The sequence below is a fragment of the Enterobacter cloacae complex sp. IR5450 genome (assembly GCF_049238665.1).
Lineage (GTDB): Bacteria > Pseudomonadota > Gammaproteobacteria > Enterobacterales > Enterobacteriaceae > Enterobacter > Enterobacter hormaechei_C.
Map to the genome: position 1 here is coordinate 24,170 of NZ_JBMKIC010000022.1, position 15,782 is coordinate 39,951.

The window sequence follows — 15,782 nt, forward strand, 5'->3', positions numbered from 1 at the left end:
AATATTCCAAATAGTTGTTCTGGCTATCATCACCGTTGATTTTATCTAAACCACTCCTCAACGAAACCCCCGATCCCCGTAATCGTCGGGAATTGTTTACCCGATGTTGATAAAGCGCCTGCTGAAATAGCGATATTCCACCAGAAGCAGGATCTAACATGTCTTCCATCGTCGATACACCTTATTCAACGCTGCCCCAGCCTAAATCGGGCTGGCAACTGTTTAAAAGCCTGACATCGGGTTCCCTCACGCCGGGGCTGGCGTGGCAAAATCCGGCCTATCGACGTAAGTTTATGTTGCGCTCGCTGGCAACGCCGTTCACCACTGCGCGCCTGCTCGGAAACCTTGCAAAACAGCCCCGTCTGATGCAGATCCTGCGCGTGCAGCCCGGCCTGCCGTGCCGCCTGCACCGGCCGTGGCTGACCATCAATATGGGTCGTCAGAATACGCTGGACGCATTGAACGATCACTATCAGATGATGAGCCGCCATCTTCCGGCGTCGCTGCTCAACGGCTACCTCTCCAGCCAGGGCATCACGCTGGTGACGTTAACGGGCAAAGAGGAACAGCAGTTTAGCGTTCGCCTGAGCGCGGATGCGTTTCTGGACAAAGAAGGGGAAGCGACCCTCACTTTTTGCGACCACCAGAACACGGTGCTGGCCGAGCTGACCTTTACGCTGTGCAAATACCAGGGCAAGACAACGCTCTTCATCGGCGGAATGCAGGGGGCGAAAGCGCATGTCCCGCACGAGCACATTCAGCTGGCGACCAAAGCCTGTCACGGACTGTTCCCAAAACGTCTGCTGGTTGAAGCGGTCATGACGCTGGCAGGCGCCTTCCCGGTCGAGCAGATCCTCGCGGTGAGTAACGCCACCCACATCTACCGCAGCTGGCGCTATCGCAAGAAAAAAGAGGGAAAATTGCTGGCTGACTATGACAGCTTCTGGCGCTCCCTTGGCGGACAGCAGCAGGATAACGGCAACTTTGCCCTGCCACTGACCATGCCACGCAAACCGATGGAAGAGATTGCGAGTAAAAAACGGTCCGAATACCGCCGCCGCTATACCCTGCTTGATAGCCTGATCCAACAGGTTTCGCAGGCGACTGACCGCTAATCGGCCCTCCCGCGAGCCAGCCAGAGGACGCGGGAGAACATTTTACGCAGCAGCGTGGGCACCGACTCCACGCCTCGCCTGCCGGCTTCCGTCGCGACTTCAATGGCCAAATCCGGTTTTGACGACCGATGGATAGCTTTGGCAATCACCCGACGCATGTTCATGGGTACATCCACCGGGATCATCGCCACGCGGTGAAAGACGTCGTCAAATCCCTGACGGTACATAAAGTGCTCCATGTCCATCGCAGGCAGCGCGGTCAGATGTTCCCGCTCCTCTTCACGATCGTTATTGAGCAGGCTGCGCACGGTCGCCGCATATTTTTTACCCGCCTCATCGCCATCCACCAGCACGTGCCACTCTATCCCCATCCGGCGCGCAAATTTGATCAGCGGTTTTAAGCCAGACTGAGCAAATTCGATCACTTTGATCCCTTCGGCATCAAAGTGGTGCCCGCACTGGCGAGCCAGCTCGTTTATCACCCAGGTTTCCGTTTCCCCTTCCACCAGCAACCAGCAGCGGGCAAACAGGGAAGAGGCACGGTTAAAACGGATATGAAACGCAATCCGTCGGCCATCTTCGGCATTTAACCCGCCGGGCCCGAGCCGGTAGGCGGTGACCCGCGACGATTCACGCACCAGGCGGCAGACATACTCTACCGGCGTCAGAGAGAGCAGCTCTCCGGAATTCGTGGTGGTGACTCGCTGCAACGGCAGCAGATTAAGAAGATGCCACGCCACGGAAAGCATAATCGGGTGGAGCCGCGTTTCCGGATCTTCCACCAGCAGCAGCGGGCGCGCGTCCCGATCCAGGCGCACCGTCCCTTTCGCCTGTAAAAGCGTGGAGAATAAACCCAGCAGGATCACCCGATGCGTACGCCCGCCGGGGCGGTCGATCATGCGGTTGATAATATCGAGATAGCGCCAGCTTCGTTGTTCATCGTGCGAGCGGCGACGCATCAGACGGTGGCGCGCCTGCCCCGTTCCCTGCTCGGAGAAGTAGTGCTCCAGCAGTTGTACCATGGCAGACAGTCCCTGACGGATCTGGCCGTCGGTGAGGTTCTGCGGCCGTGAGACCAGTTCACGGGCGAGGAAATCCAGTTCGCGGGCGGTTACTTCTACCTCGGGCATATTCGGCACGGTGCCGTTACGGATCCGCCGCATAAAACGCGCGTCGCGTAAGCGCAATACGGGGGAGAGGCGGATAAGATGTCGGGCAAGCTCGTCAATATTATCGAGCGGGATCGGATTCCCCTTCTCATCAAGAAATTCACGCAGGGTTAATACCCCGTCGTTTTGCGCCATTTCGCCCTCAAGGCGATAGAAAATACGCTGGAACCCATCTTCACAGGGCACCCAGCAGGCCGACATAGGGCGAAAACGACGCACGCGATGGCGACCGGGCTCGGATTCGCGGAAGGTCAGAATGATATGCAGGTGTTTCTCGCGCCCGTTGACATCCCCCGGCGGAAACCAGAAGTCATCATGAACGAAGTGGTACAAGTTCTCTTCGGGCGAAAGCAGCAGCGTCAGGGCATCCAGCAGGCTGGATTTACCCCAGGCGTTTTCGCCTATCAGGACGTTGTTCTGTTCCAGTTGCAGCGACAGACGGTTAATCCCGCGAAACCCGACAATCTCCACACGTTCGAGTAGCATACATCCCCCGCAATTCGGCCACTTTTTCCTTCAAGTTATCAGCAGTATAGCGGCAGGCTGTGGGTCACGACAGCAGAATATACGCCTCCTTAATTATTGGGCTATGCTCTAATTACCTCCGTTCTGAACAAGGATTAACATCACATTGCCTTAAATCAAATTTAGTGAATTTATTTGAGTGGCGAAGGGATGTTGATGGTTTCAAAATACTGGCTCTTTGAGTCGTCATCCCTTTATGGCGATATAACCCGCGCGCAGGAATGGGCGCGGACGTTTATTATTGAGGTGGTTATGTTCAGAAAATTAGCGGCAGAATGCTTTGGCACATTCTGGCTGGTGTTTGGTGGCTGCGGTAGCGCAGTACTGGCAGCCGCATTTCCGGAATTAGGTATTGGATTTGTCGGCGTCGCGCTGGCATTCGGTTTAACCGTATTAACCATGGCATTCGCCGTGGGGCATATTTCCGGCGGTCATTTCAACCCGGCCGTCACATTAGGTTTATGGGCGGGCGGACGTTTCCCGGCGAAAGATATTATTGGCTATATTATTGCCCAGGTTATTGGCGGTATTATTGCCGCGGCGGTGCTGTACGTAATTGCCAGCGGAAAAGCCGGGTTTGACGCCGCGGCCAGCGGATTTGCGTCGAACGGCTTCGGCGAACACTCGCCAGGCGGCTACTCAATGCTGTCTGCTATCGTGATTGAAATTGTGCTCACCGCAGGTTTCCTGTTGGTGATCCACGGCGCAACGGACAAATACGCGCCTGCGGGCTTTGCCCCCATCGCTATTGGTCTGGCGCTGACGCTGATCCACCTCATCTCCATCCCGGTGACCAACACCTCCGTTAACCCGGCGCGCAGCACCGCGGTGGCTATTTTCCAGGGCGGCTGGGCGCTTGAACAGCTGTGGCTATTCTGGGTGATGCCAATTATCGGCGGTATTCTGGGCGGCGTGCTGTATCGCACCCTGCTGGAAAAACGCGATTAATGGTTTTCCCCCCTCTCCCTGTGGGAGAGGGCCGGGGTGAGGGCATCAGGCCGCACCACCCCAAATAGACAAGCCGGGTAAGGCGTAGCCGCCACCCGGCTTTTTTTGTAGCTTTACCTCACAGCCTTTATTGGGTAGTGTCTCTGGCGCTTAACTGATACTCAAAAGGACCGGCTGTTCATGTTCTCAGGACTCCTCATCATTCTTCTGCCCCTGATTGCGGGCTACCTTATTCCGCTGCGTCATGAATCGGCCTTAAAGCTTATTAATCGTTTTCTCAGCTGGATTGTTTACGTCATTCTGTTCTTTATGGGGATCAGCCTGGCCTTCCTGGATAATCTGGCGACGAACTTGCTTTCCATCCTGCATTATTCTGCGGTTACGGTAGTGGTTATTCTGCTGTGCAATATTGCCGCGCTGTTCTGGTTGGAACGCACTATTCCCTGGGAAAATCACCATCATCAGGAAAAGCTTCCCTCCCGTATTGCGATGGCGCTGGAATCATTAAAGCTGTGCGGCGTGGTGGTACTCGGTTTTTTACTGGGTCTGACCGGCTGGGCATTTTTACAGCACGCAACGGAAGCCAGCGAATATACGCTTATTTTCCTGCTCTTCCTGATTGGTATTCAGCTGCGAAATAATGGCATGACGCTGAAACAGATTGTCCTTAACCGCCGGGGCATGATGGTTGCCGTTATCGTTGTGGCCAGCTCACTGGCGGGGGGAGTGATTAACGCCTTTATTCTCGATCTGCCGCTGAAAACCAGCCTGGCGATGGCGTCCGGTTTCGGCTGGTATTCGCTCTCAGGTATTCTGCTGACCGAATCGTTTGGTCCGGTGATCGGCAGCGCCGCCTTCTTTAACGATCTGGCGCGCGAGCTGTTAGCCATCATGCTGATCCCCGGCCTGGTAAGCCGCAGCCGCTCTACTGCGCTGGGCCTGTGCGGGGCCACTTCAATGGACTTTACCCTGCCGGTGTTACAGCGCTCGGGAGGGCTGGAGATGGTTCCTGCCGCCATCGTACACGGCTTTATTCTGAGCCTGCTGGTACCCATTCTGATGGCGTTCTTCTCAGCCTAATACTGCTTTGGCGGTAGTGAACCTGCCGCCAAAATTGCGCTAAATCAATAACCCTCCACTTAGTATAAGAAAGCACTTTTCTCTGCTGTGGCACAGGCATAACCTTAAACATGTATCTCAAATATAACTTTAACAGGTGTGATTATGTTTTGTGTGCAATGTGAACAAACCATCCGTACCCCAGCAGGCAACGGCTGCTCTTACGCGCAGGGTATGTGCGGCAAAACCGCAGAAACGTCCGATCTCCAGGATCTGCTGATTGCGGCGCTGCAAGGCTTGTCCGCCTGGGCCTTCAAAGCCCGTGAATATGGCATTGTCGATCACTATGTCGACAGCTTTGCGCCGCGCGCATTTTTCTCCACGCTGACCAACGTTAACTTCGATTCTCCACGCATTGTGGGCTATGCCCGCGAAGCGATTGCCCTGCGTGAAGCCCTGAAAGCGCAGTGCCTGAATGCCGACGCCAGCGCCCGCGTGGACAACCCGATGGCGGAGCTACAGCTGGTGAGCGACGACCTGGGCGAGCTACAGCGTCAGGCCGCAGAATTCACCCCAAATAAGGACAAAGCGGCAATTGGCGAGAACATCCTCGGCCTGCGCCTGCTGTGCCTGTATGGTCTGAAAGGTGCTGCGGCCTATATGGAGCACGCGCACGTACTCGGCCAGTACGATAACGCTATTTACGCCCAGTACCACAAAATCATGGCATGGCTGGGCACCTGGCCTTCCGACATGAACGCCCTGCTGGAATGCTCGATGGAAATCGGCCAGATGAACTTCAAAGTGATGAGTATTCTGGATGCCGGTGAAACCAGCACCTACGGCCACCCAACGCCAACGCAGGTCAACGTCAAAGCGACCGAAGGCAAATGCATCCTGATCTCCGGTCATGACCTGAAAGATCTCTACAACCTGCTGAAGCAGACCGAAGGCACCGGCGTTAACGTTTATACCCACGGCGAAATGCTGCCCGCGCACGGCTACCCGGAGCTGCGTAAATTTAAGCATCTGATCGGTAACTACGGCAGCGGCTGGCAGAACCAGCAGGTGGAGTTCGCCCGCTTCCCTGGCCCAATTGTTATGACCTCTAACTGCATCATCGACCCGACCGTCGGCGCGTATGACGACCGTATCTGGACCCGCAGCATCGTCGGCTGGCCGGGCGTGAGCCACCTTGAAGGCGACGATTTCGGTCCGGTTATCGCTCAGGCGCAGCAGATGGCAGGCTTCCCGTACAGCGAAATCCCGCACCTCATCACCGTCGGTTTTGGCCGTGAAACCCTGCTGGGTGCGGCGGATTCCCTGATTGACCTCGTCAGCCGTGAAAAACTGCGTCACATCTTCCTGATCGGCGGCTGTGACGGCGCGCGCGGGGAACGTAACTACTTCACCGATTTCGCCACCCGCGTACCGGAAGACTGCCTGATCCTGACCCTGGCCTGCGGTAAGTACCGTTTCAACAAGCTGGACTTCGGCAACATCGAAGGTCTGCCACGCCTGGTGGATGCGGGTCAGTGTAACGATGCGTATTCAGCCATCATTCTGGCGGTCACGCTGGCAGAGAAACTGGGCTGCGGCGTGAACGACCTGCCGCTGTCGCTGGTGCTCTCCTGGTTCGAGCAGAAAGCGATCGTTATTCTGTTGACCCTGCTCTCTCTCGGCGTGACCAACATCGTCACCGGGCCGACTGCGCCAGGCTTCCTGACGCCGGACCTGCTGGCCATCCTGAACGAGAAATTTGGTCTGCGTTCCGTGACCAACGTTGAAGATGATATGAAGCAACTGCTGAGCGCGTAAGGAGTAACTCATGACCATGCCAACCTCACAATGTCCGTGGCGGATGCAGGTTCATCACATCCATCAGGAGACGCCGGATGTGTGGACGCTGTCGCTGCTGTGCCATGACTACTACCCGTACCGCCCAGGTCAGTATGCGCTGGTTAGCGTGCGTAATTCGGCGGATACCCTGCGCGCCTACACCCTCTCCTCCACGCCGGGCGTGAGCGAATACATTACGCTCACCGTCCGTCGTATTGATGACGGCGCAGGATCCGAGTGGCTGACCCGGGACGTGAAGCGCGGGGATTACATCTGGCTGTCTGACGCGCAGGGCGAGTTTACCTGTGACGACAAGACGGAAGATAAATTCCTGCTGCTGGCGGCAGGCTGTGGCGTGACGCCGATTATGTCGATGCGTCGCTGGCTGGCGAAATACCGTCCTCAGGCCGACGTGCAGGTGATTTTCAGCGTGCGTTCCCCGGAAGATGTGATTTTTGCCGAAGAATGGCGCAACTATCCGGCGACGCTGGTGGCTGAGCACAACGCGACGCACGGTTTTGTCGCGGGGCGCCTGAGCCGCGAGCTGCTGCAAAGCGTGCCGGATATTGCGAACCGCATCGTGATGACCTGCGGCCCGGCGCCTTATATGGAGATCGTGGAGAAAGAAGTGAAAGCGCTCGGCGTGACCCGCTTCTTCAAAGAGCAGTTCTTCACGCCTGTAGCGGCAGCGGCGACCAGCGGGATGAAGTTCACGAAGCTGCAACCGGCGCAGACCTTCTTTGGCCGCGTGGGCACCACGCTGCTTGAAGCGCTGGAAAGCAACAACGTACCGGTGGCAGCGGCCTGTCGCGCCGGGGTGTGCGGTTGCTGTAAGACCAAAGTGGTTTCCGGTGAGTACACGGTCACCAGCACCATGACGCTGACCGACGCGGAAATTGCCGAGGGCTATGTGCTGGCATGTTCGTGCCATCCGAAGGGCGATCTTGTGCTCGCATAATCTGTCGTGGTTCACCTGTAGGCCCGGTAAGCGTCAGCGCCACCGGGCTTTTTGCCGGGTGGCACTACGTTTACCCGGCCTATTTTGTGCCTACTGCCTGTACGGCAGCCCGTTATTTGTTTGACTTTGCCAGGCGCGTCGCGCAGAAAAACCACCTGTACTTAAAGAGGACTGAGCAGGCAATACAGCGACTTTCTTCTAAGCTTGTAAGCGATATCACAAAAAGGAGACGGACAACCATGAAACAAACCGTGGCTGCATACATAGCAAAAACCCTTGAGCAGGCTGGCGTAAAGCGTATCTGGGGCGTCACCGGCGACTCTCTGAACGGACTCAGCGATAGCCTTAACAAGATGAAGACCATTGAGTGGATGCCCACCCGCCATGAAGAGGTCGCCGCCTTTGCCGCCGGTGCCGAAGCGCAGCTTACGGGTGAACTCGCCGTCTGTGCGGGTTCCTGCGGACCGGGAAACCTGCACCTCATCAACGGTCTGTTCGACTGTCACCGCAACCATGTTCCGGTGCTGGCGATTGCGGCTCACATTCCGTCATCTGAAATCGGTAGCGGCTATTTTCAGGAGACGCATCCGCAGGAGCTGTTCCGTGAATGCAGCCACTATTGCGAGCTGGTCTCATCACCGGAGCAGATCCCACAGGTGCTGGCGATAGCCATGCGTAAGGCGATCCTGAATCGCGGGGTTTCGGTGGTTGTGCTGCCGGGGGACGTGGCGCTGAAGGCCGCACCTGAAACCGCCACCACCCACTGGTACTCTGCGCCACAGCCAACCATTACCCCTGCCGAAGAAGAGCTGAAAAAGCTGGCGCAACTGCTGCGATACTCCAGCAATATCGCCCTGATGTGCGGCAGCGGCTGCGCCGGTGCGCATAAAGAGCTGGTGGAATTTGCCGGCAAGCTCAAGGCGCCAGTGGTGCATGCCCTGCGCGGGAAAGAGCACGTTGAATACGATAATCCGTACGATGTCGGCATGACCGGGCTGATCGGTTTTTCCAGCGGCTTCCACACCATGATGAACGCCGACACGCTGATCCTGCTCGGCACTCAGTTCCCGTACCGCGCGTTCTACCCGACGGATGCCAAAATTATCCAGATCGACATTAATCCCGGCAGCATCGGTGCGCACAGCAAGGTGGATATGGCGCTTATCGGCGATATCAAATCCACCCTCGCCGCCCTGCTGCCTCTACTGGAAGAAAAAACGGACCGCAAATTCCTGGATAAAGCCCTGAGCGACTATCGCGATGCGCGTAAGGGGCTGGACGATCTCGCCAAACCGAGCGAAAAAGCGATCCACCCGCAGTATCTGGCGCAGCAGATCAGCCACTTCGCCGACGACGATGCCATCTTCACCTGCGACGTGGGAACGCCCACCGTCTGGGCAGCACGCTACCTGAAAATGAACGGCAAACGACGCCTGCTTGGGTCGTTCAACCATGGCTCAATGGCCAACGCCATGCCGCAGGCGCTGGGCGCAAAAGCGACGGCACCGGAACGTCAGGTGGTGGCGATGTGTGGCGACGGCGGGTTCAGTATGCTGATGGGGGATTTCCTGTCGGTGGCGCAGATGAAGCTTCCGCTGAAAATCGTGGTCTTTAACAACAGCGTGCTGGGCTTCGTGGCGATGGAGATGAAGGCCGGAGGCTACCTCACGGACGGCACCGAGCTGCACGACACCAACTTCGCCCGCATCGCCGAAGCCTGCGGTATCACCGGTATTCGGGTGGAGAAAGCCTCAGAGGTGGACGACGCCCTGCAACGCGCCTTCGCCATCGACGGCCCGGTGCTGGTGGATGTGGTGGTCGCCAAAGAAGAGCTGGCGATCCCGCCTCAAATCAAGCTGGAACAGGCCAAAGGATTTAGCCTCTACATGCTGCGCGCCATCATCAGCGGGCGCGGTGACGAGGTGATCGAACTGGCAAAAACCAACTGGCTCAGGTAAAACATCTGGCATCGCCTTTTTAAATATAAGGACATGCCATGATTGATTTACGTAGTGATACCGTTACCCGTCCGGGCCGCGCCATGCTCGAAGAGATGATGGCCGCCCCGGTCGGGGACGACGTCTACGGCGATGACCCGACGGTCAACGAACTCCAGCGCTATGCGGCCGAGCTGAGCGGTAAAGAGGCTGCTCTGTTCCTGCCCACCGGCACGCAGGCTAACCTGGTGGCGCTGCTCAGCCACTGCGAGCGCGGCGAGGAGTATATCGTCGGCCAGGGGGCGCATAACTACCTGTACGAAGCTGGCGGCGCGGCGGTGCTCGGCAGCATCCAGCCGCAGCCGATCGATGCTGCGCCGGACGGTACGCTGCCGCTGGACAAAGTCGCGGCGAAAATCAAAGCCGACGATATTCACTTCGCCCGCACTAAACTGCTAAGCCTCGAAAACACCCATAACGGTAAAGTCCTGCCGCGCGAATACCTGAAAGCGGCATGGGATTTTACCCGCGAGCGCAAGCTCGGCCTCCACGTCGACGGCGCACGTATCTTCAACGCCGTGGTGGAGTACGGCTGCGAGCTGAAAGAGATCACCCAATATTGCGACTCGTTCACCATTTGCCTCTCTAAAGGGCTGGGCACGCCGGTAGGTTCCCTGCTGGTTGGCAGCGCAGACTACATCAGACGCACCAACCGGTGGCGCAAAATGACCGGCGGCGGGATGCGTCAGGCGGGTATTCTGGCGGCTGCCGGACTGTACGCGCTGAAAAATAACGTGTCACGCCTGAAAGACGATCACGACAATGCGGCGTGGATGGCAGCGCAGCTGCGTGAAATCGGCGCTGATGTCATGCGACACGACACCAACATGCTGTTTGTCCGCGTCGGCGATGAGCATGCTGCCGCGCTGGGCGACTTTTTGAAAGCCCGAGGCGTGCTGATCAACGCCTCCCCGGTCGTGCGACTGGTGATGCATCTTGACGTTAACCGCGAGCAGTTGACCGAGGTGGTGAAACACTGGCAGGCGTTTTTAAAGCGTTAAGGAGCATACCGTGCCGCAACGTATTCTGGTGCTCGGCGCCAGCGGGTATATCGGTCAGCATCTGACCACTGCGTTAAGCCAGCAGGGCCACCAGGTGCTGGCAGCGGCACGCAACACGGAACGCCTGCAAAAGCTACATTTGCCTGGCGTGACGTGTCACAACGTTGACCTTAACTGGCCGAAAGCGTTTCCTGCGCTGCTGGAAGGGGTCGATACGCTTTACTACCTTGTCCACAGCATGGGCGAAGGCGGCGATTTTATCGCCCACGAGCGTCAGGTGGCGATGAACGTTCGTGAAGCGCTGCGGCAAACGCCGGTGAAGCAGGTGATTTTTTTAAGCTCACTCCAGGCGCCTGAGAACGAGCAGTCAGATCATCTGCGCGCCCGACAGCTGACGGCAGAAACGCTGCGAAGCGCCCGTATCCCCGTCACCGAACTCCGGGCAGGGATCATCGTCGGCGCGGGTTCCGCCGCGTTCGAAGTGATGCGCGATATGGTCTACAACCTGCCTGTGCTGACGCCGCCGCGCTGGGTACGCTCGCGCACCACGCCCATTGCGCTGGAGAATTTACTCCACTATCTGGTGGCATTGCTGGATCACCCGGCGGAGCAGCATCGCGTGCTGGAGGCGGCAGGCCCGGAAGTGCTGAGCTATCAGGCGCAGTTCGAACATTTTATGCGGGTGAGCGGCCGCCGCCGCTGGCTGATCCCCATCCCCTTCCCGACCCGCTGGATTTCGGTGTGGTTTTTGAATGTGATCACCTCCGTGCCGCCGACGACTGCCAAAGCGCTTATACAGGGACTGAAGCACGATCTGCTGGCGGACGATCGTGAACTGCGTGCCTTGATCCCTCAGGAATTGATCCCCTTCGACGATGCCGTACGCAATACGCTGAAAGAAGAAGAGAAGCTGGTGAACTCCAGCGACTGGGGCTACGACGCGCAGGCGTTTGCCCGCTGGCGGCCCGAGTACGGCTATTATCCGAAACAGGCGGGCTGTACGGTCAAAACCACGGCCAGCCTGGCAGCGCTGTGGGAAGTTGTGAACCAGATTGGCGGCAAAGAGCGCTATTTCTTCGGCAATATTCTGTGGCAAACGCGCGGCGCGCTGGATCTGCTGGTCGGTCACCGGCTGGCAAAAGGGCGCCCTGCCCATCCCTGGCTGAAGGTGGGCGATACCGTCGACAGCTGGAAGGTGATTATCGTTGAGCCGGAAAAACAGCTGGCGCTGCTGTTTGGCATGAAGGCGCCGGGGCTGGGGCGGCTCTGCTTCACCCTGAAGGACAAGGGCGACCATCGTGAACTGGACGTTCGGGCATGGTGGCATCCGCACGGAATGCCGGGTCTGTTTTACTGGTTGCTGATGATCCCGGCACACCTGTTTATCTTCCGCGGAATGGCGAAACGGATTGCGCTACTGGCAGAAGAAAAGCGGGAAAATAACTAAATAAAACTCTTAATCTTTCACCTTTCCCATTGCAACACATCGTAATTCACGAAAGAATGCGCACGAAATTCTTTTCAACACAGTGGATTGTTATGAAGGTACTGGTTACCGGGGCGACCAGCGGCTTAGGCCGAAATGCGGTCGAGTTTCTGCGCAACAAAGGCATCAGCGTGAGGGCCACTGGTCGCAATGAGGCGATGGGTAAGCTCCTGCAAAAAATGGGCGCTGAATTTGTCCATGCCGATCTGACGGAGCTGGTCTCCTCTCAGGCCAAGGTGATGCTCGCCGGTATCGATACGCTGTGGCACTGCTCCAGTTTTACCTCCCCGTGGGGTACCCAGGAAGCCTTTGATCTCGCCAACGTGCGCGCCACGCGCCGTCTGGGTGAATGGGCCGTCGCCTGGGGCGTGCGTAACTTTATTCATATTTCCTCTCCATCGCTCTATTTCGACTATCACCACCATCGTGATATTCAGGAAAATTTCCGCCCGGCGCGCTTTGCCTGTGAGTTTGCCCGCAGTAAAGCGGCGGGCGAAGAGGTGATCGACCTGCTGGCCCAGTCAAACCCGCACACCCGCTTTACCGTGCTGCGTCCGCAGAGCCTGTTTGGGCCGCACGACAAAGTCTTCATCCCGCGACTGGCCCAGATGATGCATCACTACGGCAGCGTGCTGTTACCGCGCGGCGGCGATGCGCTGGTGGACATGACCTATTACGAAAATGCCGTTCACGCCATGTGGCTGGCGAGCCAGCCGGAATGCGATAAGCTGGTGTCGGGGCGCGCGTATAACATCACCAACGGCGAACCCTGTACCCTGCGCAGCATTGTGCAAAGGCTGATTGACGAATTAAAAATCGACTGCCGGATCCGTTCCGTTCCCTACCCAATGCTGGACATGATTGCCCGCAGCATGGAGCGTTTTGGCAGCAAATCGGCGAAAGAGCCTGCGCTGACGCATTACGGTGTGTCGAAGCTCAACTTTGATTTTACGCTGGATATTTCTCGGGCGGAGAACGAGCTGGGATATAAACCGATTGTCTCGCTGGATGAAGGGATAGTGCGTACGGCGGCGTGGTTACGGGATCACGGGAAGTTGCACCGGTAAGCGTTCCTGCCTCATGTAGGCCGGGTAAGCGCAGCGCCACCCGGCAAAAAACAGAGAGTGCGGACTGATGCCCTCACCCCGGCCCTCTCCCACAGGGAGAGGGTGCAGACACTAAAACGGCAACCCTGGGGGTTGCCGTTTGCTTTTACAGAGCCGTCCAGGCTTCAGCCCATGCCAGACCTGCGCCTGGTTCATAGTACGTTGGAGAGTTGTTACACCAGCCGCTGTACGGGAACGGTTTGCACTGGAACAGTTTACCGTGGTTGTTCACGATATCACCGGCGTTGTACTTGCTGTTCGCGCTCCATGCCGGGTAAGACGTATCTTCTCCGGATGGCGTTGCCGCTTTCGCTTTCACGTTCAGCAGGTAAGACGTGGTGCTGCTCAGCTCGCCATCGCTGACGGTCAGGCTCACTTCATACTGCTGCGCCGTCGCAGACTCTGGCGCTGTGAAGGTCACAACCGCTTTGTCCTGGCCGGTAACAGTCTGACCATCCTGGGAACGCCAGGTATACGTCAGTTTGTTGCCATCAGGATCGGTGGAGCCTTCCGCACTCAGAGAAACCTGCGCACCTGCTTCCACTGCACCGATCGGACCGGCAATCTGCGCAACCGGCGCGTGGTTCACCACAACAGGTTCGACCGGGGTTTCATCCGGCGTTGGTGTTGGCGCTGGCGTTTCATCGCCAGATGGCGTCGGTGTTGGCGTGACCGGGGTTTCGTCCGGGGTAACGGAAGAACCATCATCGTTAACGATTTTCACGTTAAAGAACTTCTGCACGCACTTGCTGTAGTCACCTTCTTTAAAGGCGCTGAACGGAGTCTGGTAGCCCACCAGCTGGCAAGAGTAGGTCTTGCCGTCCGGGGTATCCGCGCTCCATCCCCAGTCCTGTTCCCAGTAAATCTTCAGGGCGCCTGCGCCACCTTCGTCGAACTGCTTCATGTTGGCGCAACCCAACACTTCATTCGCCGGAACAGGCACTTTCAGGTAGTTTGCAAACTCTTTGTAGTATTTGATACGGTTCTGAGACTGCGCAATTTCAGTCGGGCCGCCGCACTCAACGCCGCCGTTGATGATCTGGGTGGTCACACCAAAGCCCGGAACCAGACCGTTGGCTTTATCGTGGTCGTTCGGCTGCCATGTACCGTCGATCACCTGCAACATGCTTGGTTTTGGCGGCTGCGGATAGGCGAAGAAGAAGATCGCACTCGCCAGGTTCAGCCAGGTGTCCGCCACCAGCTCAGGTTTGTCGAGCAGCGTACGCACGTCGCCGTACATCGCTTCAGAGAATGGACCGTAGTTGTAGTTGTAAGACAACTGTTTCGCACCGCGTCCGAAATAGCTCAGGAAATCGCCGTCTTTATCTTTACCGCAAGGCCAGGTCTGTCCTTGCCAGACGTCCGGGTTACATTCGCCGTTATAACCGCCCTTCTGCCCTTCGCTCCAGCCCATTTCACGTACGTGGACCAGCGCCTGACGCCATTCGGCTTCCGGACGCCAGCTTTCGTGGCCGCCAGTTTCCTGGGCAAAGTGGGCAAACATGGTGGCCAGCTCTTTGCGACAGATGGCGTCGCTGTCACGACCGTCATTATAGGTTTTACACAGCGCCGGGAATTTACCCACGGCTTTCAGGAAGTTGCTGTAGGTATAGGCCTGGGCGCGCAGCGGGAAGAGATATTCCCAGTCGCTGGCTTTCACAATCCCTTCAACGCGTTTAACGTTGTCCGGGTTCGCCGCCCGGCCTGGCTCAATCAGTTCGACCTGCGCGTTATCCAGCGTCTGGATGGTCTCTTTAACCGAAGCCATCAGCGGGAAGTCCGTCAGTTCCTTCTCTTTCTTCGCCAGATCGCTGGCTTTGATGGTGTACGGCTCAATGCTGGTCTCCTTCAGATTCGCAGCCTGGGCCATGAATGGCGCCACGCAGGCTCCCGCAATGAGTACACTCAGTAACGTCCTTTTGTTCATTTCAGTTTTCCTGTTCGTTTCAAATTAAATGTTAATATCCCGGCTTAGGTATTACTCCGTTAATACATAAACCACATTCAGCTGTTTTCACTTTTCGAAGAACACCTTCAGGAATTCTTCAAAAATAAAAAACGTTAATAACGTGCCGCTAATTTCAGTTGCTGATATTTGGCCCAGACCTTATGGGCATATTTCATCCTCTGCGGATAATTTTCTTTTTTCAGTCCGGCGTTATACGCGCCAACGGCTTCCCAGTTGTAGCCATACACCCTGATCATCCCGGAAAGGATAGAAGCCCCGACCATGATCGAAGTACACGGCTCAGTGATTAATCGATATTCGTCGATGCCTCTGCTTTCCAGCGCGGTAAAATGCGAACTGTTGATTTGCATCAGCCCGACATCCCGCGTGCCATCGCGGTTTTGCCCAACCACATACGGATTCATACCGGATTCCACATTCGCTATCGCGTACAGTAAATAAGGATCGACATGATAATAATGCGCCGCTTTATCCCAACAATTTGCCAGTGCGCTTTGGCTTATTATCAATAACAACAAAATTAACTTTTTCATTTTTACCTGCTGACAGTTTCGGTTATTTCTCCTTACCAACATCCTGTAAAATGAATTTTGAATCACTCCCCCTCTAA

At 56.8% G+C, this 15,782-nt stretch carries 12 protein-coding genes; 9 read left to right on the forward strand and 3 right to left on the reverse strand.

Features of this window, described 5'->3' with window-relative positions; all coding sequences use genetic code 11:
• Positions 1–158 precede the first annotated feature (158 nt).
• A complete protein-coding gene (locus ACOTYB_RS16365) occupies positions 159–1,115 on the forward strand; it encodes a VirK/YbjX family protein (RefSeq protein WP_045897769.1) in 957 nt (318 codons plus the stop codon).
• Here the strand turns inward: ACOTYB_RS16365 and ACOTYB_RS16370 are convergent.
• Entirely contained in the window at positions 1,112–2,770 is a 1,659-nt protein-coding gene (locus ACOTYB_RS16370; protein WP_023324396.1) for an ATP-dependent endonuclease, read from the reverse strand. The genes ACOTYB_RS16365 and ACOTYB_RS16370 overlap by 4 nt on opposite strands.
• Before the next feature lie 291 nt (positions 2,771–3,061).
• Here ACOTYB_RS16370 and aqpZ point away from each other — a divergent pair, with 291 nt between their 5' ends.
• From aqpZ to ACOTYB_RS16410, 8 genes are all read left to right on the forward strand, one after another.
• Positions 3,062–3,757, forward strand: a complete 696-nt coding sequence (gene aqpZ / locus ACOTYB_RS16375) for an aquaporin Z (RefSeq protein WP_026080729.1) — start codon at positions 3,062–3,064, stop codon at positions 3,755–3,757.
• 180 nt (positions 3,758–3,937) lie between these two features.
• Complete coding sequence (locus ACOTYB_RS16380; protein ID WP_220153699.1) at positions 3,938–4,837, forward strand: lysine exporter LysO family protein; 900 nt, start codon at positions 3,938–3,940, stop codon at positions 4,835–4,837.
• A gap of 144 nt (positions 4,838–4,981) precedes the next feature.
• Positions 4,982–6,634, forward strand: a complete 1,653-nt coding sequence (gene hcp, locus ACOTYB_RS16385; RefSeq protein WP_017384847.1) for a hydroxylamine reductase — start codon at positions 4,982–4,984, stop codon at positions 6,632–6,634.
• Between the two features lie 10 nt (positions 6,635–6,644).
• Complete coding sequence (gene hcr, locus ACOTYB_RS16390) at positions 6,645–7,613, forward strand: NADH oxidoreductase (protein WP_220153697.1); 969 nt, start codon at positions 6,645–6,647, stop codon at positions 7,611–7,613.
• Positions 7,614–7,852: 239 nt separating this feature from the next.
• Positions 7,853–9,571 carry a ubiquinone-dependent pyruvate dehydrogenase gene (gene poxB, locus ACOTYB_RS16395; protein WP_017693711.1) on the forward strand — a complete coding sequence of 573 codons (1,719 nt, stop codon included), beginning with the start codon at positions 7,853–7,855 and terminating at the stop codon, positions 9,569–9,571.
• Positions 9,572–9,609: 38 nt separating this feature from the next.
• Complete coding sequence (gene ltaE / locus ACOTYB_RS16400) at positions 9,610–10,611, forward strand: low-specificity L-threonine aldolase (RefSeq protein ID WP_409248800.1); 1,002 nt, start codon at positions 9,610–9,612, stop codon at positions 10,609–10,611.
• A gap of 10 nt (positions 10,612–10,621) precedes the next feature.
• Positions 10,622–12,058 carry an SDR family oxidoreductase gene (locus ACOTYB_RS16405; RefSeq protein WP_220153696.1) on the forward strand — a complete coding sequence of 479 codons (1,437 nt, stop codon included), beginning with the start codon at positions 10,622–10,624 and terminating at the stop codon, positions 12,056–12,058.
• A gap of 92 nt (positions 12,059–12,150) precedes the next feature.
• Positions 12,151–13,164, forward strand: a complete 1,014-nt coding sequence (locus ACOTYB_RS16410) for an NAD-dependent epimerase/dehydratase family protein (RefSeq protein WP_032661724.1) — start codon at positions 12,151–12,153, stop codon at positions 13,162–13,164.
• A gap of 145 nt (positions 13,165–13,309) precedes the next feature.
• On the opposite strand, the gene ACOTYB_RS16415 is transcribed toward ACOTYB_RS16410, so the two are convergent.
• Positions 13,310–15,130, reverse strand: coding sequence for a glycoside hydrolase family 19 protein (locus ACOTYB_RS16415; RefSeq protein ID WP_421765841.1), 1,821 nt, complete (start codon positions 15,128–15,130; stop codon positions 13,310–13,312).
• Between the two features lie 134 nt (positions 15,131–15,264).
• Entirely contained in the window at positions 15,265–15,705 is a 441-nt protein-coding gene (gene iagB, locus ACOTYB_RS16420; protein ID WP_409248801.1) for a type III secretion system invasion protein IagB, read from the reverse strand.
• Positions 15,706–15,782: the final 77 nt, after the last annotated feature.